The organism is Marinifilum sp. N1E240, assembly GCF_009295825.1.
GTDB lineage: Bacteria > Bacteroidota > Bacteroidia > Bacteroidales > Marinifilaceae > Marinifilum_A > Marinifilum_A sediminis.
Map to the genome: position 1 here is coordinate 73,757 of NZ_WHKF01000001.1, position 23,505 is coordinate 97,261.

At 34.0% G+C, this 23,505-nt stretch carries 19 protein-coding genes and 2 tRNA genes; 6 read left to right on the plus strand and 15 right to left on the minus strand.

Annotated elements, in window-relative coordinates:
* Positions 1-13: 13 nt before the first annotated feature.
* The 6 genes from tsaB to GCQ56_RS00340 all read right to left on the minus strand — a co-directional run bounded on the left by tsaB (position 14) and on the right by GCQ56_RS00340 (position 6,848).
* Positions 14-727 (minus strand): tRNA (adenosine(37)-N6)-threonylcarbamoyltransferase complex dimerization subunit type 1 TsaB, encoded by a 714-nt coding sequence (gene tsaB, locus GCQ56_RS00315; RefSeq protein ID WP_152732405.1) that lies wholly within the window; start codon positions 725-727, stop codon positions 14-16.
* 227 nt (positions 728-954) lie between these two features.
* Positions 955-2,319, minus strand: coding sequence for a TolC family protein (locus tag GCQ56_RS00320; RefSeq protein ID WP_152732406.1), 1,365 nt, complete (start codon positions 2,317-2,319; stop codon positions 955-957).
* A gap of 104 nt (positions 2,320-2,423) precedes the next feature.
* Positions 2,424-3,542, minus strand: a complete 1,119-nt coding sequence (locus GCQ56_RS00325; protein ID WP_152732407.1) for an efflux RND transporter periplasmic adaptor subunit — start codon at positions 3,540-3,542, stop codon at positions 2,424-2,426.
* A gap of 32 nt (positions 3,543-3,574) precedes the next feature.
* On the minus strand, positions 3,575-4,825 hold the full coding sequence (locus GCQ56_RS00330) for an ABC transporter permease (protein WP_152732408.1): 1,251 nt from the start codon (positions 4,823-4,825) through the stop codon (positions 3,575-3,577).
* A 26-nt stretch (positions 4,826-4,851) separates the two neighbouring features.
* Positions 4,852-6,105 (minus strand): ABC transporter permease, encoded by a 1,254-nt coding sequence (locus tag GCQ56_RS00335; RefSeq protein ID WP_152732409.1) that lies wholly within the window; start codon positions 6,103-6,105, stop codon positions 4,852-4,854.
* 20 nt (positions 6,106-6,125) lie between these two features.
* A complete protein-coding gene (locus GCQ56_RS00340) occupies positions 6,126-6,848 on the minus strand; it encodes an ABC transporter ATP-binding protein (protein WP_152732410.1) in 723 nt (240 codons plus the stop codon).
* A gap of 495 nt (positions 6,849-7,343) precedes the next feature.
* Here GCQ56_RS00340 and GCQ56_RS00345 point away from each other — a divergent pair, with 495 nt between their 5' ends.
* The 3 genes from GCQ56_RS00345 (at position 7,344) to GCQ56_RS20230 (ending at position 9,522) form a co-directional block, all read left to right on the plus strand.
* The gene (locus GCQ56_RS00345; RefSeq protein ID WP_152732411.1) at positions 7,344-8,687 is read left to right on the plus strand and encodes a deoxyguanosinetriphosphate triphosphohydrolase; all 1,344 of its coding nucleotides are present in this window, start codon (positions 7,344-7,346) and stop codon (positions 8,685-8,687) included.
* A gap of 12 nt (positions 8,688-8,699) precedes the next feature.
* Positions 8,700-9,224: a hypothetical protein gene (locus tag GCQ56_RS00350; protein WP_152732412.1), complete on the plus strand. Its 525-nt coding sequence runs from the start codon at positions 8,700-8,702 to the stop codon at positions 9,222-9,224.
* A 148-nt stretch (positions 9,225-9,372) separates the two neighbouring features.
* Positions 9,373-9,522 carry a hypothetical protein gene (locus tag GCQ56_RS20230; protein WP_193323677.1) on the plus strand — a complete coding sequence of 50 codons (150 nt, stop codon included), beginning with the start codon at positions 9,373-9,375 and terminating at the stop codon, positions 9,520-9,522.
* 117 nt (positions 9,523-9,639) lie between these two features.
* Here GCQ56_RS20230 and GCQ56_RS00355 read toward each other — a convergent pair whose 3' ends face one another.
* The 7 genes from GCQ56_RS00355 to GCQ56_RS00385 all read right to left on the minus strand — a co-directional run bounded on the left by GCQ56_RS00355 (position 9,640) and on the right by GCQ56_RS00385 (position 18,636).
* A complete protein-coding gene (locus tag GCQ56_RS00355; RefSeq protein WP_152732413.1) occupies positions 9,640-10,734 on the minus strand; it encodes a hypothetical protein in 1,095 nt (364 codons plus the stop codon).
* Positions 10,735-10,758: 24 nt separating this feature from the next.
* Positions 10,759-12,633 carry a metallophosphoesterase gene (locus tag GCQ56_RS00360; RefSeq protein ID WP_152732414.1) on the minus strand — a complete coding sequence of 625 codons (1,875 nt, stop codon included), beginning with the start codon at positions 12,631-12,633 and terminating at the stop codon, positions 10,759-10,761.
* 166 nt (positions 12,634-12,799) lie between these two features.
* Positions 12,800-13,174, minus strand: coding sequence for a hypothetical protein (locus GCQ56_RS00365; RefSeq protein WP_152732415.1), 375 nt, complete (start codon positions 13,172-13,174; stop codon positions 12,800-12,802).
* A gap of 3 nt (positions 13,175-13,177) precedes the next feature.
* Positions 13,178-13,609, minus strand: coding sequence for a hypothetical protein (locus tag GCQ56_RS00370; RefSeq protein ID WP_152732416.1), 432 nt, complete (start codon positions 13,607-13,609; stop codon positions 13,178-13,180).
* A gap of 126 nt (positions 13,610-13,735) precedes the next feature.
* Complete coding sequence (locus tag GCQ56_RS00375) at positions 13,736-14,443, minus strand: hypothetical protein (protein WP_152732417.1); 708 nt, start codon at positions 14,441-14,443, stop codon at positions 13,736-13,738.
* 773 nt (positions 14,444-15,216) lie between these two features.
* A complete protein-coding gene (locus GCQ56_RS00380) occupies positions 15,217-17,028 on the minus strand; it encodes an NACHT domain-containing NTPase (protein WP_152732418.1) in 1,812 nt (603 codons plus the stop codon).
* 729 nt (positions 17,029-17,757) lie between these two features.
* Complete coding sequence (locus tag GCQ56_RS00385; RefSeq protein WP_152732419.1) at positions 17,758-18,636, minus strand: radical SAM protein; 879 nt, start codon at positions 18,634-18,636, stop codon at positions 17,758-17,760.
* Between the two features lie 264 nt (positions 18,637-18,900).
* Between GCQ56_RS00385 and GCQ56_RS00390 the strand changes: the two genes are divergently transcribed.
* Positions 18,901-19,173 carry an acylphosphatase gene (locus GCQ56_RS00390; protein ID WP_152732420.1) on the plus strand — a complete coding sequence of 91 codons (273 nt, stop codon included), beginning with the start codon at positions 18,901-18,903 and terminating at the stop codon, positions 19,171-19,173.
* Between the two features lie 31 nt (positions 19,174-19,204).
* Here GCQ56_RS00390 and GCQ56_RS00395 read toward each other — a convergent pair.
* Positions 19,205-19,275 (minus strand) — tRNA-Gln (locus tag GCQ56_RS00395).
* 157 nt (positions 19,276-19,432) lie between these two features.
* Between GCQ56_RS00395 and GCQ56_RS00400 the strand changes: the two genes are divergently transcribed.
* Complete coding sequence (locus GCQ56_RS00400) at positions 19,433-19,801, plus strand: hypothetical protein (protein ID WP_152732421.1); 369 nt, start codon at positions 19,433-19,435, stop codon at positions 19,799-19,801.
* Positions 19,802-19,975: 174 nt separating this feature from the next.
* Here GCQ56_RS00400 and GCQ56_RS00405 read toward each other — a convergent pair.
* Positions 19,976-20,046 (minus strand) — tRNA-Gln (locus tag GCQ56_RS00405).
* Between the two features lie 170 nt (positions 20,047-20,216).
* Here GCQ56_RS00405 and GCQ56_RS00410 point away from each other — a divergent pair.
* The gene (locus tag GCQ56_RS00410; protein WP_152732422.1) at positions 20,217-23,285 is read left to right on the plus strand and encodes a DUF2723 domain-containing protein; all 3,069 of its coding nucleotides are present in this window, start codon (positions 20,217-20,219) and stop codon (positions 23,283-23,285) included.
* Positions 23,286-23,505 lie beyond the last annotated feature (220 nt).

Sequence of the window (23,505 nt, forward strand, 5' to 3'; positions counted from 1 at the left end):
TTGTTTTTAGTTCTTACTTAAAGATATTCTTTTTAGGAGTTGTTGCTACGAAATCTTTCAAATAAAAAGGTTCAAAATAGGCAACATCTTCCAATTCTTTGTTATTGTATTTTTGCTCGGCAAGCTCCACCATGCCTACAGCAGTTGTTGTAATATTGTCAAGAAAGATGCCAGAGTCACTTTTAATTACCTCTTTGCATTTCTCTGAGCCATCTCCAAAGAAAACAATCTCGCGATTACTTAGTTCATCTGAAAATGAGTTTTCGTCAATAATATCTGCTGAAATATCTTTTACTTGTTCTGTTTTTGAATTGTAGAAAGAAGTATAAACTTCCATTCTGCGTGCATCAATCATTGGACAGTAATAAGCTTGTTCAGGATCTTTTAGTACACTTTTTAGATTATTGGTTTCTTGTAAGGCTTTGGTCAGAGCCTCTAATGTACTAACTGCAATTAAAGGAATATTTGATCCAAAACATATGCCCTTGGCAGTTGAAACGCCAATTCGTAATCCAGTGTAGGAACCAGGACCCATGCTAACTGCAACTCCATCTAAATCGGCTGTTGTTAAGCCATTTTCCTTCAAAATGTTTTCAATAAATATGGTAAGATGACTCGCATGTTTCATACCTTCTTTATTCTCCTTAAGAGCCAAAAGTTTACCATCTTTTCCCAATGCAACCGAACATACTGCTGTTGATGTTTCTATATTTAAAAGTAATGCCATGTTTCAAAATTTAAAATCATTGCAAAATAAATGATAAAAAAGGAAAAGTGAATGAATCGCATCAATAAATTGCACTTTAGTTTGTTAGATAATGCTTTGAACTATTTGTTTTAAGTATTGCTTCTATATTTAAGACAATTTACATTTACTATACGCGTATTCATAAATAAAAAAACTCTCAACCAATAATGGTCGAGAGTTTCCCGAATTGTTATTTGTAAACTTGATTATAATTTAATTTCTATGCCGTTGTAAAAGTCAAGAATTTTGGTTCGAAAGATATAGTCATATTTCGCTTGTAATAAATTCGACTTTGCTTCGAAAAGATTATTTTTCTCCTGGTTGTAATCAACCGAGTTAACCAATCCTAAGTTAAATTTCTCTTCAGTGTAACGAAAAGCCTCTTCGGTTGAAGATACAGCCGTTTCACTTGAGAAATATTTGTTCATAGCCGCTCTAGCATTGGCATGTGCCTGCTGAATTTCTTTTCGAAGAATATTTTTCGAATTCTCCATATTCAGTTTATAGCGGTTGATGTTAATCTTTGCATTAGAAATATTTCTATTTACCGTTCCACCATTAAAAATTGGAATGTTAAGATTGAATCCAAAACTCTTGCGTTCAAATAATTTTAACTGATCGCGAAGTTTCATTTCATGTCGGATAATATTTGGTTGACCAAATTCATCAAATCCATCAGTTTCAGATTGTCTGTCACTGTAACTTGATCCCCAATAACCAGACATAGATAGAGATGGAGCTCTTTGACCTTTCGCAATTATTAAACCTTTTTCAGAGCTTTGAAGACGAAATTTAGCTGCTTTCATTTCTGGACGAAATTCAAGTGCATTAATGAATACCGACTCAGGATCAACCATTGAACGAGTCGCATTTAATACGGGTAATTCAGGTGTTTCTATATCGAAGACAGCAGGATTTTCAAGATCTAGTAGTTGCACTAAATCAAGTAAAGCCAAATCTAAGCTATTAGAAGTGTTAACAACTTCAAGCTCTTCTCGAGCAGCCTGTGCAGTTTGCTCCATTAAAGTTCCTTTTGGAAGTGTTCCTGCTTCTACAAGCACTTCAGTTCTTTTAATTTGTAGCTTGGTAACCTTTAATTTCTCTTGAGCTACTTGTAACAATTCTTTGTTGAAAAGAATATTTAAGTATGAAGAAGTAATGTTTAATGCTAAATCTTCTTTTGCTTTTTCTACATCCTGAAGACTCGCTTTTAGGTCTAGCTCATTTCGTTTAATTGTATTGTATTTCTGAAACCCTTCGAATAATGTAACACTAGAAGATAAGTTTAATGATCCAGTTTTACTATTCTGACTAATATAAGTATTATCTGGAGCTAAAGATCGTCCATAGTTAAAGTTGTACCCAGTACTACCATTAAGATTTGGTAGTAAGTTAAACTTGGATTGTTTTGTATTGTTCGTTTGAACTTCAGCATCTAATTTACGAAGTTGAAGATCTATATTGTGTTCTTTAGCGTAGTTGATGCATTTCTCCAAATTCCACTTTTCTTGAGCTGTTAGTGTGGTAAGGGTTAATGCTATTACAACAAGCGTAAATAAAGTTTTTTTCATCTTAATTATATTTCTGTTTGTTGATCCGGTAAACGGTTTCCAATTTCAAAAGCAATATTTCTATGATAAAATTGAGCATTAATTAATAGTAATGCAAAATAGAATTAGTTATTCTGTTCTTTTATCATTTCCGACTTCTTTTTCTTTTCACCTTTTAGTTTATCATCCTTTGTGATACCTTCCAATACTTCTATATTGATACCGTCTGATAAACCCGTTTTGATGAATCGTTCTTCGAATTTCTGAGGAGCAGTTTCTACCTCAACAAATGTTGAATCGTTCTTGAACTCAAGTAAGCTCTCATTTACCGCAAGTACTTTTTCTCTTTTGTCAAGTACAATTTCTGCATTAGCACTGTAACCAGAACGAATAAAATACTTTTCGTTTAGCAGAACTGAAGCTTTAATTTCGAACTGAATGGCACCGTTTTCTTCAACACCTTTAGGTGAAATATATTCCAGGTGAGCGTCAAATTTCACATCATCAATAGCACCAATGGTTAGTTTTAAATTCATCCCCTGAGTAATTTTCCCAACTTCAGTTTCATCAACTTTTCCCTGGAAAATCATTTCACCCATATCCGCAACAATTGCAACAGTAGTACCATCGTTAAAAGTATTACTCTGAATAACAGAATTTCCTTCTTTGATAGGAATGTCAAGAATCATACCTTCAATAGTAGAGCGAATGATTGTGTTTGTTGCGTTTGCTGAGCTTTTGGTAACACCTTCTTTAATCAACTGCAAATTGTCTTTTGCTGATTGAAGTTCTTCGCGTGAATTGCGATACGAAAGCTGTGTTTTTTGAAAATCAGATTCTGAGATTACTTTTTTATCGTATAAAGCTTTATCTCTATTGTAATTAATTTCGGAATCTTCAAAGTTAATTTGAGCAACATTAACTCTTGATTCTGCGCTATTTAAATTAATCATATCTGGGATAATCTTAATTTTGGCAATAGGATCACCTTTTTTAAGCATCTCACCAGCTTCTACATATAGCTTTTCTATAATTCCCGAAACTCCTTGAGGTTTAATCTCAATTTCTTTTCTTGGTACTACGGATCCTGTAGCAACTGTCTTTTTGACAATGTCAGTAATTTCAGGTGATTTTGTGTTATACACAATAGGCTTCTCTTGCGATTTTGTATATAGGAAGAATATTGTTCCTAAAAAGAGAGCAATCAAGAGTACTACGACAACAATTCTTATAACTTTTTTCATGATTAGTATTATTTTCGAATTATGACTATTTATTATTCGTATCTCAAAGCATCAACGGGTTTAATTTTAATGGCTCTTTGAGCTGGCAGCAGACCAGCCAATACACCAAAAAATACTAAAACACCAAGTGCTATTAAAGCAACATTAATATCAACAAAAGGATTAAGTATTGGTGAATCAGGACTACCTTCGGTCACTTTTCCAATTCCTTCCACTATTACCACTCCAATTACCAATCCCCAAAAGCCTGCAAAAGTTGTTAAGAAAACCGATTCGTTAATTATCTGTCCCACAACAGAAAGAGGTCTGGCGCCAATTGCACGTTTTATTCCCAACTCTTTGGTTCGTTCTTTTACTACCACGTGCATAATATTACTTACTCCAATTACACCGGTAAGCAATACACCGAAACCAATCACCCAAAACAAAAATCCAATACTATTTAAAAGACCAAATATTTTATTGAATAATCTGGCAATGTTTATGTTTCCAATTGCTTGTTTGTCATCTGGATGGATTGAATGTCTGCGAGCTAAGATTTCAAATATTTTATCTTGCAATTTTGCAACCGATTCGCCAACATGCGCCGTGGCTATAAACGAATAGAACTTATCTCCATAATTGTATAGCTGTTGTACTGTGGTAAAAGGCATTTGAATTACGTCATCACGATTTCCCATATTACGACTTAAAGGTTTTACAGTACCAATAATTTTAAAATAGATACCATTCACTTTAAGATATTGCCCAACAGGATCTTCATCTTCTTCAAACATCAATTCCTGAACACGAGGACCAATTGTAATTACTTTTCGAAATTCTTTTAGGTCATTTTCATTAATAAACCTGCCACTGGTAACATCTACAGGATTTACTTTATTCATTTCAGGAGAAGTACCTTTTATTCTGAAATTGCCTTTCTTGTCATCTCTAAATGTATTGTGTGTTGCATTTCCACTCCAACCACTAATATCAGGAGCAATGTGTTCCAATTCAGGTATAGATCTTTTTAATGCTATTATATCGTCATTTGTAAAACGATAAAATCTATTTCGTGGTAATCCTTTATAGGCTTTTGTAGTTCGCTCTACCCAAAATGCGGTTGAGTTGGTAGCAAAATTACCAAGAGAAGATTGAATGTTATTTTGAAATCCTCTACCTATTCCCAAAAGGGTTACTAAAATAAGAATACCAAACATTACTCCCAATCCGGTAAGTATGGTTCTTAATTTATTCTTTTTAAGTGCGGCAGTAATTTCTTGCCATTTATCTAAATCGAACATTGTAGGTCGTTTAATTAGTCTTTTTGTTATTCGTCTCTTAAAGCTTCAATTGGTCTAATGGCAGCCGCCTTTCTCGCTGGGAAAAATCCGGCTAAAGCTCCAGTTATTACTAGAACAATGGTTGCTCCTACGGCAATACCTAAATCAACTTGAGGATTTAAAAAGTAGATTGCAGCAGGTGGATAAAGTTTATATACTATGTCGAATTGAGTAATGAATTCAAGTAAGCCTACACCTGCTATTAATCCAATGTAACCAGAAGCGGCAGTAATAAAGATGGCTTCCATTAGTACAAGTCCAACCACAGATCCAGGTGATGCTCCAATAGCTTTTCTAATGCCAATTTCTTTGGTTCGTTCACGAACAACTATCATCATGATATTAAAAACTCCAATTACACCAAGAATAATTGTGAATGTTCCAATCACCCATACAAACATCTCAATAGCACTAAAAATACCAGCGAAGGTTTTTGAATTTTCAATATTGTTTTGAATCCAAAGAGCATTTTTATCTTCTCGGCTAAAATTGTGGCGAGCAGCCATTTGATAGGTGATGAATTTCTCAATATCCTTACTTTCTTCAACAGAAACATCATTTAAAGTAAAAGAGATTCTCTGAAGTTTATCATCATTGTTGAATATTTTTTGGGCAACAGTAATCGGAATGTAAATATCTCTGGAATTATCATCGAAACTCGATTGTTGAAAAACACCAATTACTTTAAATTTGATATTATTAATGTTGATTAATTTATTCAGAGGTTCTTCTTTTGGGAAAAGGACTTCAGCAACTACATCTTGAATTGCAACAACTTTTCTACTCTCTTTTATATCTTTCTGATTTAAATAGCGACCTTTTACGATCTCAAAATTCTTTATTTTTTTATAGGTATCGTGAACGGGTGAAACATTAAAGTTTCCAAAATTATTTTTGTAAGAAATTACTTCAGCGCCAGGAATGTAGGACATTGCAGAAATAACATCCAGTTTGTCAATTGATTTTTTAAGGCTTAAATAATCATCATTCACCATGCGGATTCTTTTTCCTTCAGGTGTTCCTTTGTATGCTTTAGTGGTTCTACCACCATAAATCTGCATACTGTTTGTAGCATCTTGAGCAAAAACGGAAGTCATACCATTTCGAAGACCTCTTCCAGCTCCTAAAAGAAAAATCAACATGAAAATTCCGGTTGCTACCGAAAAACCAGTCAAAACAGTTCTGGTTTTATTTTTTCTGATGGTACTAAATATTTCGTGCCATTTATCTCTGTCGAACATAGCTTGATATTAGGGTTGGGTTAGGCTTCCTGATGAGGAGCTTTTACCGTTTCGGTATTGTTAATTTCGTTATTGTCAATAATTGATTCTATTCGACCATCTTTAAGGTTAATGATTCTATCAGTCATGTGAGCAATATCGTTTTCGTGGGTTACAATAATAACCGTAATGCCCGATTGATTGATCTCTTTTAGCAAATCCATTACTTCAATAGATGTTGCAGAATCTAATGCTCCAGTAGGCTCATCAGCCAAAATAATTTTTGGTTTGGTTATCATTGCACGAGAAATGGCAACTCTTTGCTTTTGTCCACCCGACATTTCATTTGGCATATGATGCGCCCACTCTTTCAAACCCATTTTGTCCAAATATTCAAGAGCCAAATTGTTTCGTTTTTTACGAGCAACTTTCTGGTAATAAAGTGGAAGAGCTACGTTCTCCATTGCATTTTTAAAAGAAATCAGATTAAACGACTGAAAAACAAACCCAAGAAGATTATTTCGAAGCTTAGCTGCTTTCGTTTCGCTCATGGATTTGATTTCTTCATTGTTTAGTACATAAACTCCTTCATCATGGTTATCGAGTAAACCAAGAATATTTAAAAGAGTTGATTTACCAGAACCTGAAGATCCCATGATAGAAACCAATTCACCTTCTTTAATGTGTAAATCGATTCCTTTGAGAACATGTAGTTTATTCGTTCCCGTAATGTACGATTTATGAATGTTTTGTAATCGGATCATAATATAGTCGTATTTTAAATCTGTATACAATATTAATCTTATGCCTGTTCATCTCAAATTTATTTAGATCAACACGTTTAATTATCGACAAACCTGTAATAAAAACAGATAAGGTCGATTATAAGCCATAAAATTACCAAAGAAAATCTTCACCCCAATTGTGTATTGTTAATTTCAATTGTTGTGCCATATATATAAATCCTCAGTATTTCAGCGTGTTAAGGGTTTTTGTTTTGTGATTTAAAGTTTAAATGTGTACGCTGATAATACATCTAATGTACGATAGTGAACAATCAGTTCTCTGTTTATGTGAATAGTAATAGTATTTAAGATTCTGATTATTAGTTCTTATCTAGGAATGGTATTTTTACTTTGATTGTTTGAGATGTTAATAATTCCTAAAGCAGAACTTCCGCCTTAAATTTTAATGTATTTTTATCCTTTCTAAAAAAGAATTGCTTTGTTTAAAGCAGTTGTGAATATTATTTTGTGACTATGAATTGGACTAAATTACTTTCTACAAAAAGATTCGGACAAGAAGAAAAACACTCCCCAGTAGGAGAGGATGTAAGAACTCAATTTCAGAGGGATTACGATAGGTTGATTTTTTCATCCCCATTCCGACGCCTACAAAATAAAACACAGGTTTTTCCTCTTCCAGGAAGTATATTTGTTCACAATAGGTTAACTCATAGTCTAGAGGTGTCTAGTGTTGGAAGATCTTTAGGAAATTCTTTAGCCGAAAAATTGATTGAGAAAAAGATAGTAAACAGTAATAGTGGAATAAGCGAAATTGGTAGCATTGTAGCCGCAGCTTGTTTGGCTCATGATTTAGGAAATCCACCGTTCGGACATTCAGGAGAGAAGGCTCTGTCTCATTATTTCGAGAAAGGAAGAGGGAGTGAGTTAAAAGAAAAATTTACGGAGAAAGAGTGGTTTGATTTGACAAATTTTGAAGGAAATGCAAACGCTTTACGTTTATTGACTCATGCATTTAAGGGAAGAAGAAAAGGAGGATTTGCACTTACTTACTCAACCATAGCTTCAATTGTAAAATATCCATGGGAATCGGATAAAATTCCTGTAGTTGGAAAATCGAAATATGGATTCTTTCAAACCGAAAAGGAAGATTATTATAAAGTTGCCAAGGAGTTAGAAATACCGGAAATATCGGAAGGAATATTTGCGCGTTTTCCTCTTGTTTATTTGGTTGAAGCAGCGGATGACATTTGTTATCAAATTATGGATATTGAGGATGCGCATAAATTAAACATTTTAGGCACAGAAGAAACTAAAGAACTTCTTTTGAGTTTTTATCATCCTGTAAAAGATAAAGTGGCAATTCAAAAAATTAATGAAACCTGCATTGAGGTTAGCGATATTAATGAGCAAATTGCCTACATAAGAGCTGGTGTTATTGGAAAAATGATTGGTGAATGCGTGAATGTATTTATTGAAAATTATGCAGAAATATTAAATGGAAGTTTCAAAGGTTCTTTGATTAAGAAAAGCGGTGAGACTTGCTTAGCCGCATATAAAAATTGCACAAATGTTGCTGTAAAGAGAATTTACAGGCATCGTTCGGTAATTGAGATTGAATTGGCTGGGTATAAAATTTTAGGAACTTTATTAGAGGAATTTGTTTCTGCAGTTATGGATCCGAATGATTTTTATTCTAAGAATTTACTGTCTCTTATTCCGGAACAGTACGAAATAAAAGGAGAATCGAATTACGAAAAAGTGATGTCTGTAATGGATTTTGTGTCAGGAATGACAGATGTTTTTGCCTTGGATTTGTATCGAAAAATTAAAGGGATTGAACTTCCAGGTATTAGTTGATAAAATAGAATTATGAAAAGATTAATATATACTGTAATTGCACTACTGTGTGCATATTCAACTGTTTTGGCTCAAGCCGAATGGGAAACAATAAGTTCGGAAAAGTCTAAAATTAGCTTTACAATGCCTGAACAACCCATTGTTCAAAGTAAACAACTTAGTTCTATAGAGATAGAAGTGTTTAGCTATAAAGACGCTGTTAGTGTTTTTGGTGTAGTTGCATCTGATTTTTCAAAATTAGGTCTTGACTTTACTTACTCCGATCCTACAGAATATTATGAGGAGATGAAAGAGGGAAGTTTGGTTACCGGCGATGCTATTTTAATTTCGGAGCAGGCTGTTGCTTATCAAAAAATGTTGGGTAAAGAAATTACATATACTCAAATGGTTGGGCGACATGAATATACCTATTATAAACGTTTTTTCTTCAGAGGGAAATACATTTATCAGATCGCCATTGGTGGACCATCAAGAATGAAGAGTATCTTACTTGATAAGAAGAATTTGTATTTTAATTCACTCGTATTTTTCGATTGATAATTGATAAATTTCACGTATTCATGATCTAAAATTACGTAATTGTAAACTCATATTACGTAATCAATAAATACAACATAACACTATTGAATATTACTCGTATTCCTAGTAAATTTAGATTAATAAAAAACAATAAATTTTAGGGGATATGAAACTGTTTAAAAGAATTAAGGAGCTATTTTTTACCGAAGATGACGATTTTGTGGTAGTTGATCTTACAACTAAAATGATTCAGTCGATGAATATGAGAGACTGGAATCGAATCAAAAACAAGAAGAATTTTATGGTGATAAAGTAAGTTAGCTTATCACATATCTAATAAATTAGTTGAACACAATATCAATATTTTGTGTTGATTAAGGAATCTACACCTTTAATAGTTTAAGGTTTGAACAATTTTTGAAGTAATAGATTTTCATTTCTGCGAACTGTGTTTTTTCAAGCCTTTAATAACAATATTTCCTGTTCCTTTTGGATTGCAAGGGTGCTGAAATGCTCTTTGGCTTAATTTTTCGTCTGTGATAATTTTGTAGAACTGATCAATATACTTTAGAGTATTTTTTTTGTAAGTTTTATCGAGTAAAAGATCAGTCTGGTACAAATTGTAAATGTCACTTTTTAACCTGATAAAATGCTCTAAAATTGGTTGAAACTCTTTCATGTTTTTGATGCAGTATCCTCTAAATAATCTTTCCCTTACCGATTTTAATTGAAGTGCTTCCGCTGGCATTGCATAAAAAGTATTTACTATGCCAGACATATCAAAGTCGTAAGGAATAGGAATTAAATCTGTAGTGTTTAAATTGCCAATTAGTTTGATGTTGTGCAGATATTGAATCGACCAATCGGTGTTGCCAATTAAGAATTGAAAGACTGCCATTTTCAAAAACAGCTCCCGATCTGTTTTCATTGGATTTACATGGAGTGTTTTTACTAGATTAGACTTGTTTCTTTCAGCCATAAATTTCGGACTCTCCAATAAAATTCCATATTCAGATTTTGTTCTTTTTCCTTTTTTTGTGTCTTCAAAACAGAGTTTAACCAATCTTGCTTTAAAGTGATATGGTGAAATGAATTGATACAGTTTGTACACCATGTATTCACGTAAAATGTACTGTTCACTTTTACATGAGGTAACCAATTTTAGTTTATTTTGACCATAAAATAGAGAATTTTTATGCTTTGGAATTGTGTCAAAGTTAAGCAGTAGAGGAGGTGTAAAGCAGTTTTCTCTTAATTTTCGATAATGACCGCGGGTTTTAACGCGAATTTTTAGGTGGAATGTACTGTCGTTTCTCTGGTAAGAAAATCGGATGGGGTGATAATTTGCATTCTCTCCCCGATCTTTAAATAGCTCACGAATTTCTCCTTGTAAACAGATCTGAAGAATTTCATCATCTTCAAATAATTCTTGCCTTAGGCAAGAACTCTTCGATAAGGAATCATGGGCTTGTGCGATACATGAACCAGTATAAAAGCAGACAGTGATGAAGATGAGGATTATTCTCATTTTGTAGGACTTATTTTTTAAATCTTAATCGCGTAGAAAATATTCATCAATAATTTCGAGAGTATCTGGATTTTTCACCCGTACTTTAATTGTTTTGCCATCAATATCGATTAATACCAAGGCATTTTGAGTGGAGAAATTTCTCACATTGTCTGACCATGGGGTTTTTTCCTGTGCATAGTATGGAGCTCCTGCAGCACCATTGTTTATTTGGTAAAAAGTACGAGATAATTTAACCTTTTCGTGAGGGTAGTCTTCAGGGTATCGCAACATTGTATCATTAATGGTGAGCAGATTGTAATTGTGCTCATCGCCACTTAAAATAGCCACCGTTTTTTTGCTTTTATTTACAATCACATTCAATAGCTCATCTCGTCTTTCAATGATTCCTTTTCTGCAGGCTTTCCCATTTACTACGGCTCTAAATCGGTTATCACCATTATACCACATATCATCTTTTACATGACCTCCGTTTGGGAAAAATGGTGTGTGAATGGTGATGAAAACATGGTCGATATTTTTATTTTTTTCCAACTGTTTTAAGGTTTTTTGTAGCCATTTTAATTGATTATCCATGATATAAGCATGCAGATTTCCACTGCTCACATTTAATCCACTTGGAGCATAAAAATAATCAGAGTTTAGGGCTACTATAGCTACATTATCGTAGGTATACCAATACACCGATTCTTTGTATGATGGAAAGTCCTGTTTGTTTGGATCTGGATCGTAAGTAGAACCATCTTCACTGTTTGGTCCATTTTCAGGTAGTACAAAATTATCCTGAAAAAGAGATTCCGAAGATTCATTTTCGAATGGGAAATGATCGATGTAGTAGGAGTGTCCACTTATAGTATCTCTAAAAATGTAATTGTAAGCTTCGTGATTACCAAATCCTGGTACAATAGGCATGTGATGCCAAAAAGGTTCTACCGCATGTTTCCAATTGGCATACTCCAGGTTCATTCGTTCACGACTGTTCTCATATCCATTAATTAAATCACCAGTAAACTGCATGAATTTGGCATTTTCAGCTTTGGCAAGGGCAGCAATCTTTTTAATGATATAGGCATTTGTACCAAACAAATTTCTTTCACCACCACCTTGACCAGCTCTTGAGTCACTACCATAAGCAAAAGTAAATGCTTTGCGAGTACCTGGTTGTGGAGCCGTTTCAAAAGAAAAATCGTATTCAAAATCGTCAACATGTAAGGTATATTGATATTTGGTATCGGCATTTAAATTATCTATTTCAATCTCGTGAACATACTTTGCCTTCTTGTCTCTGTAGTTCTTACCATTAATGCTAATGTGGGCTTTGGTTTCTTTCGATGTAGTAAATGAAATAACAGCTCCCTTATGAGACAATTGATTTACAAAAGGTCCTTCAATTACAGTAGGGGCAACTTCGAATTTGTTGTCTTTGTAGGTAAAAGCAACTTTGCCATCGTACATTATGGAACCTCGTTTGGTTACAATTCGATAGCCCAGTACACCTTTACCGGTTTTTTCCCAATTGATCATGTCGTACTTGCCCGAGAGATTTCTTTTAATCGGAATGTTACTTACTCCGTTCTTAACACGTGAGCTTTCACGAAAATAAACCGGTTGCGGATAGCTTCCATCCTTATAATTAATAAATCCGTAAAATAAAGTTCCATTCAATTCCGGAAATTTAAAATCGAAATTTATCCCTTCACTTGTGCCAATTGCAGCTTTGTACAAATCTTCGAACCGGAACTGATCTTTAGGATCGGATGCATATATTTTTCTATCCTCCAATTGCAAGAAAACGCCCTTTTCATCTGAGTCAATATTACTATAAACTGCGGGCACTTTTTGTGCCGTGGCAGATATAAGTATTGCAAAAAGTAGTACAAGAGTATTTAGTATCTTCATATTGTATTCTTATTTAAAATGATTCCATTAAAGATACAATATGAATTTGATTGATGCAGATTTTTTTGAAGATATGAGAATAGAAAAGAGAACCCCAGATATTCTGTTGCTTCGCTTTAGAAGAAATCAGTTGGTGTTTAATGTATCGTTTTGATTTAAGATTTATTTAAAGCCCCATATATTGCTCCATCCACTGTTCCAGTTTGGCTACAATTTCAAATCGATCTTTAGATCTAAACACTTCAGTATTTTCCCAATCCAATTCGTCACCCATAGGTTTTACCAATTCGAGTTTGTATTCACCATTAATGTACCCATCAGGATAATATCCAAGATCTATAAGTATATGACCTTTATTAATTACTGGATGTCCGTTGTGTATGTCGGTTTTTACGATTTGTAGAAGATCTTGTGTAAAATAGCCATTGTTTTTTAAAAATTCACTATCCGAATTTTCATCGATAATAGGGTCTACATCGTAAAACTGATTGTGTGTTACTGCCCAATGGTTTGGGATTCTTAGCGGCATTAGTTTGCTCATAATTTATTTGCTCTCTAGTCGGTCTATGATTTTAAGTAGTTTTTCTCTATTCTTAGCGGATTTTATAAAACCGGGTAGTTTCTCTACCAAGGTAAAGAACTCTCTGTCGTTACGTTCTCGCAATCCAGCACCTATGTACTGTTTCATATAAGCCAAATGCTCATAGTTGTGCGCCCAGAATCTTTCATTTTTAAATGATGCTTGCAACCAGATTTCACAATCAAAATAATAGTCATGGGTTAAACTGTAACTTTTATTCTCAGTCTTAACAGGTTTGTTTGTGAAATAATGACAGGAAGAACAGCTAAGCTGCGCACTTTCTGGCTCAACCGTTTTTCGAACTATGGCTTTCCCTTTACATTTTGGGCAAACAACTAAAGTCTCATCCGAAAAGGCATATGGGCGTAGGTTTTTGTCTTTGAAACGAGTGTTCATTTATAAGCAGATAATTTTTATAAGTACACTAAGATAAGTATTGTTGTATTTAACTGAAAATAAAAAAGCGAACCCCAACTAATTATGAGATTCGCCCCGGTAAATATATCGACATGATATTACATTTTATTCTTCGGTAGTTGTTTCTTCAACTACATCTTCGTTTTCTTCGGTTTGGGAAGTCGATTTGCTCGAAGCATAAAGTACATAGTCGTTATAAAATGCTTCGTTTTTGTGTTCCCAGATTCTTTTGCCTACATCGCATAACTCAACAATTAAATCGTAAAGTTCATTACCCACCGCCAGGCGTTCCACACTTTTCTGTTCGCGAACCGATATTGCCTCGGCTTGTTCATCAATTGCATCGTCTAGAGCAATGGTGGCAGTTGTAGTTTGGTTAATAAGCTCAGGGCTTGCATTGCGTTTGCTCAAATCTTCTTGAAAGAATTCGGCAGTTTTGCAAACATGTTTGGCATAGGCAACCAATTCATTATCGGTCTTTCTATCTACTCCTCCAAAACGAAAGGTTGCATACTCTTTGCTACCGTTTCCTAATGCAAGCTTTGCTTTAAAGGCAATTTCCCCTAAAAGACCTACCAAAGTGCTACGGCATTCGTCTTTGGTATTGGTTTTTAAGGTTTTTTGCCCTTCCCAATACATATCGGGAAGTATGGCTTTAAACAGTTCTGTTTTTTCTCCAACTTTTGTTGGAATGGTTTCTTCGTAACCAAACTTAATAAATTCAGCTACATCACGAGCGACAACAGCTTGCACTCTATCGCCACGCTGACCTAATTCCGAATAGGTCATTGTAAATTTTTTAGTTTGCTTCATTATTTGTTGATTTTAGGGTGACTGATATATTTTACCGTTTGCTTTAATATGTACTTTAAATTGTACACTTAAGTTAATCATTATCAACTTTTAATTGTAATAAAATATGTTAAAACTAATATGAGGTTTGTGAAATGTCGATTAACAGTAGGTTTGCGAGTAGTTTGCTGGTTTGTATTTTGGATAACTTCTTATAATCAGGCACTAAATGAATCTTTAATTTAACCCAAAAATGAAAATAATGTTAGTTAGGATGTCGTTTTTGTTGTAAGTCTTGTTGGTGTTTGCGTGAGACCTGCCAATGTTACTCTCAGTGTTAATAAGTGTAGCCTAAGACCTGTCATCTGCATCGTGCGACCTACCATCCGCAGGCTCATTGTTGATATCTGCACCGTCATTGTTAATAAATGTTCCGTGAGACCTAGCATCTGAATCGTGAGACCTGCCAATTGCACGCTCAATGTTAATAAGCGCATGTTCATTGTTAATAAGTGCAATGCATTTTACTGAGCTCCCGACTCAGATGGTGGATCTTTAGCTTCCAAGAATAGAGTTAAGCTTGCCAATGAAAGGAGTGAGAGAGTAAACAGCTGATCTCACAGCGCAGTTTGGAGGTCTCACGACTCCAAGGGCGATACTAGATATGCAGTTTTAAGTTAGGAGAGAAGATTTATATGGTGATACAGCAGAATGGATGAGGGGAGAAGAAAAATCCCAACTCGGAGGTTAGGATAGGCAATAAATATGATTTTATAATTTGAAAATTTAATACATTAAGAATAAAGTTTGTTTATTTGACTTTCAAAAATAGAAATTGTTTTGATTTTTCCTTCTGGAAATAAGGAAATTATGTTTTTAGAAAATTGATTTTTCGAAATTATAATTGTTTCTAAATTATTTTGTGGTGATAGTGTAGCTAAATTACTTACAGAATTATCAATTTTTAGAGTTTTTAAACTTGAAATATTATTTATTTCAGCCAAATTGGTAATAATTGTATTATTCGATATGTCTAATAAGGAAAGGTTATTTAGTTGTTTGATCATTTTTAATTCAGATTCCTTCATATTTGGGTATCGTAATCCTCTTAAGTTGGGAAATAGAGCCAAAAAATTAATTCCTGTTTTATTTGTTATTATTTCTAAATATTTAACTTCAAGTGCTTCTTTATAAGATGAAATATCTGAGGTTCTCAATGAAAATTTGCCATCTTCACGATAAGATATTCGTCCTTCAACTATGAAGTTTTCATTAAAAATATGTTTTAATAACATTTCATTTCTTAGATGATGAAATAAGGTACCCTCTTGATCAATCCAAAAATTATATGGAATAAGTGATTTAATTTCATGAAATGATCTTTTCGCTGAAAAGTAATCAAGTATTGAATAGTGAAAGAAGTAATATTGATTTTCTTTATTTCGTATAAATAAACTTTTTGCTTTTGATGCAATTATATGGATTTTCGAGTTATCAATTGAGGTTATAGATTCTACTTCCTCAGAGCTAAGAATCGATTTATCACTATTTGTTATTTTAAAAGCTACTTCATTAAGGACTTGAATAAAGTATTTTTTGAACTCGATTTTATTATCTAGATCATAACTTTCACGAAGAATCCATTTTCTTACCAATTCGTCGTAGATTTCAAAATCATAATTAAAAGAGAAATCATCATCTTTGATGATATCTGAAATGTAATATAGAAATAGTGGTCTTAATGAAGCAAATTTAACCTTGTTTAAAATTCTATTTGCATTTACTATGTCAGGATTTCCTAAAAATCTGTATATAAATTTTAGATATACTTTAATGAGGTCATATTTATGCTCAACACGAAAAATATTTTTGAGATATTGGTTGACATCCTTTTTTGAGAAAGGAGAGATATATAGCTTCTTGATGCAATAGTTTTCCTTATTTCCAGAGTATTTCTTTATTGTAGATTGAAATTGCATATTAACAATATCACTAAAAAATTCAAGACGTGCTGAAATTAAAACATATTTGAAATCTTTTGTAAGATTAAGAAGCTTTACTAGGTCATCGTTAGAAGAGTTCGGAGATTCATCAAAACCATCTAATATGAGGATTGTATTATTAGGAGTATTTATTTTTTGAATTTTTTCCTCAATGGTTATACTTCTAAGCGGGATTATTTGCAAGTTTAAACCATCAATTTGCTGATTACAATGTGAATAAAGGTTTATTAGAAATGTTGTTTTACCTATGCCAGCACTCCCAAGTATTAAAAAATATTTGTTTTCAGAATATCCTTCCTTAAAGAGTTCAGTGAAATATTCAATTCCTTCAAATTTTGTATTTTTTCTTTTGAAATTAGAAAAAAAACTTCTTTTAGAGTATTTTGTGTAATCAGGTAAATCGTTTGAGAGATATAGTGATATGTAATTATTAGTAGATGATTTTATTTCATTCTGAGAGTAGTAATCGTTCGTAATTGTGTGGGAGTTATTAATATTATCTTTTATTGTTGAATTAATCTTAAAATACTTAAAATAATACAGTAGATAAAGTATCGTGAAAGCAGCTAGAACTGGAAGTAAAAATTGATCAAGATAATTCATTTGATTTTATTTTAAAATTGGAAAATCTGAAAGTGATGGCAAAAATGAGTGTCATGGTATATAATGTGTAGTGAAATTGTTCAATCCTCTCGTTTTTTACAGATCCTAATGGGTACTTACAGATTAGGTGCAAAGCAACACACAAGATAATTATAATAAGTGGGTAGATTATAAATAAGATAGCATGCCGTGTTTTTAGGAATTTGTTTTGATACATTTCTTTATCAAGAATAAAGGAAGCTAGAAGTGTTATTGAGAAAAATAAAAAATATCCTTCTAACATTAATTTATGAAATTGAATTTCTTCGCCAAATAAATATCTGTAAAAGATAATACCCCAAACTTGAAGTAAACCAATTATGGTGATTAAAATAAGCCAATTAAACGTATCTAAGATTTTATTCTTCATAAGTTACTTTAATGTAAGTTCAATCTCTAAGTAGGAGTTGTTGGATTTTATTTGGAATTCGAATTTATGAAAAGCAAAATAATAATCAAAGCGATAAATAAGAGGAACTTATCTTTAATTGTGCTTTGTGATGAAGGGAAGAGGCGGAATTGTTGGGAAAGGCGATAGGATAAATTTTATGAAAAAAAAACACCTCATCCCCTAGCCCCTTCTCCTGAATGAGAAGGGGAATTTTTACAGAAAGAATATTGTTTGTAAGATATTTGGCAGTATGGTGTTCACCTCTCCTTGAGGAGAGGGATAGGGTGAGGTTTTTAATCTTACAACCCCCTCATCCACTCCGGTCGTAGCTTTGCATTTGCCGGATCATCTAAAACTCCATTAATACGAGAAAGCATTTCCTCTTTATCGCGTGGGAAGTTGCCACGAAGTATAAGGTAGTTGGAAGCATGATCGCTGCGGAACACGGATTGGTTTAGTTCCAGTGTTTCGATAAAGACTTTCATTTCGGCAATCAGTTCGATGGTATTGAGTGGAATGAATTCGCCATCGAATTTTTTCATGAAATGTTCTTCGCCATAAGGGTAGCTCAATACAAGGGTTGATAGAAATTCGGGTTGTATTTCGTTTACCACTTTGGCAGAATTGATGGCATGTTGTTGGGAGTAGTTTTTGCCGCCCAATCCATTTAATATCATCACCGAAAGTTTAATGCCTGCTTTTCGGGCACGTTGTAAGGCGTGTGATGTACTTTCAAAATTTTCACCTTTATTAATGCGTTGTAGTAATTCATCGTCACCCGATTCTATCCCCACATACAACAATTTAAGACCTTTATCGGCAAGAGCTTTTAGTTCTTCGTCGCTTTTTGCGGCAATATCTTTGGGTAGGGCATAAGCCGAAATACGAGTCATTTTTGGAAAAGTATCTTTCAGCTTATCCAATATTCGCGATAGTTTATCGAAAGAAAGAACCATAGCATTTCCATCGGCAAGGAATATTTTACGATATTGTTCGCCATAGGCTTCCATGGAATCGATATCTGCAAAAATATCTTCCTCGCTTCGCACTTTGAATTGCTTGCTGCTGTACATTTCGCAAAAAGCACATTTGTTCCAGGCACATCCGAGTGTAACCTGAAGTATAAATGAATACGCCTCGCTTGGCGGACGAAATAATGGTTCGTGGTAGTTGATCATGAGGCAAAAATAATCAAGTTCAAAGTAAAAAGTATAAAGTTTGATGTGAAAAAATTACAAGCTCCAAGTCTCAAGTACAAAATCCCAAAAACCAAATCCCAAACACAAGTGTATGGTATATCATTTTTTGCCAGTTTTAGCTGGCGGCTTAGCAAGGAGCATGCTTAAAATATCAAGTTTTAAACTCATTATTTTTGAAATTACTAATTTATAATTCTCAGTTCATCATTGTTTATTTCCTATATTGTGAAAAATCAAAACAAAATGACTGAGAAATCTGTAAGTATACAAGTACATGGGAAGGTGCAGGGAGTAGGATTTCGGTACCATACCCGAAAGGCGGCTCAGCGTTTTGGAGTGAGAGGTTTTGTGCAGAATAAAGCGGACGGCACTGTTTATGTGGAAGCAGAAGGTGATGCTTTGGCTGTTGATTTGTTTTGTGAGTGGTGTGATAAAGGTCCTGATTGGGCAAGAGTAGGAGAAATAAAGATCCAGAATTTACCGGTTACAGGTTATATAGGATTTGATATAAAGTAAAAAAGCTCCTGATAAAAATCAGAAGCTTTTGTTGACCTATAAGGACTCGAACCTTAAATGCCTGGACCAAAACCAGGTGTGTTACCATTACACCATAGGTCAATACTTTACAGTCGTTTTTTCGACTAAGACGCTGCAAATATAGTAGAAATATTTATTAGCCAAAACTAAAAATTGCAAAAATATTGCATGAATTTTTGCTTTGTTATTACTTAGGTATGGTAATTATTCTGATTGTCAATTTGAAAGAGGAGAGAAGATGGAAGAAAAAAAAATAGAATCTTTAACCGGGAAGTGGATTTACGAGGAAGATTACGGCTATGGAACAGCTCAAGGAGAACTTTTATTGGTTCAAAAAGGAAAGAAATTGAGCGGAAAAATCATTTTTTCAGAAAATGTTGACTCATCAGAGACATTTATGATACAAGAAGTGATTGAAGGGGAAATAATAAAAAATAGAATAAAAATTAAAGCTACGGAGTACGATATTATACATGCGGATTACGATATCCGATACGAATTGGATTCCTGGGATGGGATGTTGATTAATGAAACTACCATTGAAGGTGACAGTTTAGACAATCAGGGAATAGCTGGGAGTTTTCGATTTTCGAAATTAGAGAAGTGACAAGCTTCAAGTATCAAGCCTCAAGTCACAATTAGTTTTCTCCCTTTTTTAGGGGAGATCCCGACAGGGAGAGGGGTGTTAAGGTTGTAAATTAAGTAATTGCACGTATTGTAAATTCAGATCAACATAAATCAAATAAAAAAAGCTCCGAAATAAATTTCGAAGCTTTTTTTGTTGACCTATAAGGACTCGAACCTTAAATGCCTGGACCAAAACCAGGTGTGTTACCATTACACCATAGGTCAATCATAATGTGCCTTTTCGCAAAGACTCTGCAAATGTAATAATTATTTTTTTTCCGCAAACAAAAAGTTCAAAATATTCTAAAGTAATTCGAGGTATACACTGAAAATTGACTATTTTCGTTCCAATTATTTTTGCTTAGAATCAATACAAAACAAAAAATACACACAAGATGAAGTCGAATTACAATTTGGTTAATAATGTGTTAGGCTGGGTAGCTTTTCTTATCGCAGCCATTACATACTTGTTGACAATAGAACCTACTACCAGTTTATGGGATTGTGGTGAATTTATTACTACAGCTTACGGATTGGAAGTTGGTCACCCACCAGGAGCACCTTTGTTCATGATTATGGCACGCTTTTTTGCCTTATTTGCTCCTAGTCCATCACAAGCAGCACTAATGGTGAATGTGATGTCGGGGATGGCTTCGGCTTTTACCATTCTGTTTTTATTCTGGACCATTACGCATTTGGCGAAGAAAATGATTGGGAATGGAGAAGAACTATCCAAAGGAAATTTATTTGCTATTATGGGAACCGGTATGGTAGGTGCCTTGGCGTATACTTTTTCGGATACTTTCTGGTTCTCGGCAGTTGAGGGAGAGGTTTATGCATCTTCATCCTTGTTTACAGCAGTGGTTTTTTGGGCTATCCTTAAATGGGAGAATGTAGCTGATGAGAAACATGCCAACCGTTGGATTATACTGATTGCTTACCTAATGGGATTATCAATTGGGGTTCACTTGTTAAACTTATTGGCAATTCCAGCAATTGTATTTGTGTACTACTTTAAAAAATACGAACCAACCCGAAATGGAATTATTGGAGCGGCACTCCTTTCGGTTGCCATATTAGGTGTTATCATGTACGGAGTAATTCCAGGTGTGATAAAAATAGCATCATGGTTTGAATTGATGTTTGTGAATGGTTTTGGTTTGCCATATAATACAGGTGTAATGATTTATGCAGTATTGGTGATATCGGGCGTGATATGGGCAATCAATTATACTCTTAAAAAGAACATGGTGATTTTGAATACTGTTATTACCGCCTTTATGGTGATTGTAATTGGTTATTCTTCTTTTGCTATGATCGTGATTCGTTCTTCGGCAAATCCACCTATGGATGAGAACAATCCGGATAATGTTTTTGCTCTGTTGTCCTATTTAAATAGAGAACAATATGGTGATAGACCATTGATGTATGGAGAATATTTTAATGCTCCAGCTATTGATTTGGTTGAAACCAAACCAAATTATATTCAGAAGAAAGATAAAAAAGGAAAAGATAAATATGTAATTGCTTCGAGAAAACAGCAATATAAGTTCGATTCCCGATTCGAAACCATTTTCCCACGTATGTATAGCTCGCGTGGAAATCATGTGCAACAGTACGAGTTTTGGGGAGATGTGAAAAAAGACAATCCGATAACGTTAGGTAATGGAGAGGTTGCATACAAACCTAGTTTTGGTTCCAATTTAAAATTCTTCTTTAAATATCAAGTTGGATGGATGTATTGGCGATATTTCATGTGGAATTTTGTTGGTCGTCAGAACGATATTCAAGGACATGGAGGCATTTTGCATGGGAACTGGATTTCTGGTTTTGATGTTCTCGATAATGCTAAGGTTGGAAATCAGGACAAATTGTATCCTGAATTAAAAAATAAGAAATCGAGAAATACCTATTACTTCCTTCCATTTTTGTTGGGATTAATAGGATTGATCTATCAATTTAGATCTGGTAAAAAAGGCAAACTGGATTTTACAGTGGTAATGCTTTTGTTCCTGTTTACAGGATTGGCAATTGTTGTTTACCTGAATCAATATCCATATCAGCCGCGTGAGCGTGATTATGCTTATGCTGGTTCGTTTTATGCCTTTACCATTTGGATTGGGTTGGGTGTGATGGCATTGTATCAAACGCTTAAAAAGCACATGCCTGAAGTGGTAACTGCAAGCTTGGTTACTGGACTTTGTTTGGTGGCAGTTCCAGGATTAATGGCTCAGCAAAACTGGGATGATCACGATCGTTCGGGACGTTATGCAACTTTGGCTTATGCAAAGAATTACCTGAACTCATGTGCACCAAATGCCATCTTGTTTACCTATGGTGATAACGATACTTTTCCATTGTGGTATGCGCAGGAAGTAGAAGGAATCCGACGTGATATTCGTATTGTGAATTTGAGTCTTTTGGCAGGTGATTGGTACATCAACCAAATGAGATCGAAAGCCTATGAATCGGCACCATTAGCAATGAGTGTAGCACAGGAAAAGGTTGAACCAGGCGTAAGAGATCAGATTCCTATAATCGAACGATTTAAGGATCCACAAAAGCTAAGCGATATGATTGCTGTTGTGGCAAGTGATTCTGAAAAGTCGAGGGTAGAAATGCAGAGTGGTAAAAAATTGGATTTCTTCCCTGGAAGAAATGTTTACTTACCTGTTGATTCGGCAAAAGTAGTTGACAATGGTACAGTTCGCCCTGAGGATGCTCATTTGATTGCTGACAAAATGGATTGGAAAATCAAAAGAAGTTACTTGTATAAGAACGACTTGATGGTTTATGATATAATTGCAAGTAACAATTGGGAGAGACCAATTTATTTCTCAGTAGGAATGGGAGTAAGTAGCTTTTTAGGAATGGAAGATTATTTCCAGTTAGAAGGAGCTGCCTATCGTTTGGTTCCAATAAAAACCAAATCTCAAACTATGGAATTGGGAAGAATCAACAGTGATTTGTTGTATGATAATTTCATGAATAAATTTGAGTTTGGTAGAATTAAAGAGCCGGATGTTTATATCGATCAATTCCATATTTTAACTGTAAATATCATGTCTTTCCGTTCTAACTATAGTCGTTTGGCAAGTCAGTTAAACGATGAGGGTAAAAGCGAAAAAGCGATTGATATTTTGGATAGATGTATGGAAGAGCTGCCAGTTAGTAAGATTCCTTATGACAATAGTTTAATTGGTTTTATTCAGGAATATTATCGTGCGGGAGCAACAGAAAAGGCAAATAGCTTGCTAAAAGATATGGCTCAGCAATCTCATGATAAGTTGGATTATTACTTCTCATTGAATCCAAATCTTGGGAGCAGTTTCCGCACAGAGCAGGAAAGAGAAATAAGAGTGGTTCAAATGCTTTTAGGATTGGCCGAAATGGGAGAACAAACAGAGTTGAAAAATGAAACTCAACAAAAATTTGAATTGTTGTTTAAATCATATAGGGAATAAAAATTTCCAATAAATGAATTTCTAAAATGGTCGTCTTAACAAAAGACGACCATTTTTTTGTTTGTAGCTAACTAATAATTCATGTAAGTAATTAGTTTGTTGATGTATAAAACACATCACTCATACATTTAAAGTTGGAAAAATTTAGGATTGAAAAACGTTCCTTTAAGATTTTTTCACATAATATTTAACAATACTTTTTGCTAAAAATGGTACCTTC

Bases quoted from the DNA above. Each gene is read 5' to 3' on its own strand.
- GCQ56_RS00385 (WP_152732419.1), bottom strand. From the start codon at position 18,636: ATGATCAACTACCACGAACCATTATTTCGTCCGCCAAGCGAGGCGTAT.
- GCQ56_RS00355 (WP_152732413.1), bottom strand. From the start codon at position 10,734: ATGAGAATAATCCTCATCTTCATCACTGTCTGCTTTTATACTGGTTCA.
- GCQ56_RS00345 (WP_152732411.1), top strand. From the start codon at position 7,344: ATGAATTGGACTAAATTACTTTCTACAAAAAGATTCGGACAAGAAGAA.
- GCQ56_RS00320 (WP_152732406.1), bottom strand. From the start codon at position 2,319: ATGAAAAAAACTTTATTTACGCTTGTTGTAATAGCATTAACCCTTACC.
- GCQ56_RS00360 (WP_152732414.1), bottom strand. From the start codon at position 12,633: ATGAAGATACTAAATACTCTTGTACTACTTTTTGCAATACTTATATCT.
- GCQ56_RS00410 (WP_152732422.1), top strand. From the start codon at position 20,217: ATGAAGTCGAATTACAATTTGGTTAATAATGTGTTAGGCTGGGTAGCT.
- GCQ56_RS00325 (WP_152732407.1), bottom strand. From the start codon at position 3,542: ATGAAAAAAGTTATAAGAATTGTTGTCGTAGTACTCTTGATTGCTCTC.
- GCQ56_RS00375 (WP_152732417.1), bottom strand. From the start codon at position 14,443: ATGAAGCAAACTAAAAAATTTACAATGACCTATTCGGAATTAGGTCAG.
- GCQ56_RS00390 (WP_152732420.1), top strand. From the start codon at position 18,901: ATGACTGAGAAATCTGTAAGTATACAAGTACATGGGAAGGTGCAGGGA.
- GCQ56_RS20230 (WP_193323677.1), top strand. From the start codon at position 9,373: ATGAAACTGTTTAAAAGAATTAAGGAGCTATTTTTTACCGAAGATGAC.
- GCQ56_RS00340 (WP_152732410.1), bottom strand. From the start codon at position 6,848: ATGATCCGATTACAAAACATTCATAAATCGTACATTACGGGAACGAAT.
- GCQ56_RS00380 (WP_152732418.1), bottom strand. From the start codon at position 17,028: ATGAATTATCTTGATCAATTTTTACTTCCAGTTCTAGCTGCTTTCACG.
- GCQ56_RS00335 (WP_152732409.1), bottom strand. From the start codon at position 6,105: ATGTTCGACAGAGATAAATGGCACGAAATATTTAGTACCATCAGAAAA.
- GCQ56_RS00330 (WP_152732408.1), bottom strand. From the start codon at position 4,825: ATGTTCGATTTAGATAAATGGCAAGAAATTACTGCCGCACTTAAAAAG.
- GCQ56_RS00370 (WP_152732416.1), bottom strand. From the start codon at position 13,609: ATGAACACTCGTTTCAAAGACAAAAACCTACGCCCATATGCCTTTTCG.
- GCQ56_RS00365 (WP_152732415.1), bottom strand. From the start codon at position 13,174: ATGAGCAAACTAATGCCGCTAAGAATCCCAAACCATTGGGCAGTAACA.
- tsaB (WP_152732405.1), bottom strand. From the start codon at position 727: ATGGCATTACTTTTAAATATAGAAACATCAACAGCAGTATGTTCGGTT.
- GCQ56_RS00400 (WP_152732421.1), top strand. From the start codon at position 19,433: ATGGAAGAAAAAAAAATAGAATCTTTAACCGGGAAGTGGATTTACGAG.
- GCQ56_RS00350 (WP_152732412.1), top strand. From the start codon at position 8,700: ATGAAAAGATTAATATATACTGTAATTGCACTACTGTGTGCATATTCA.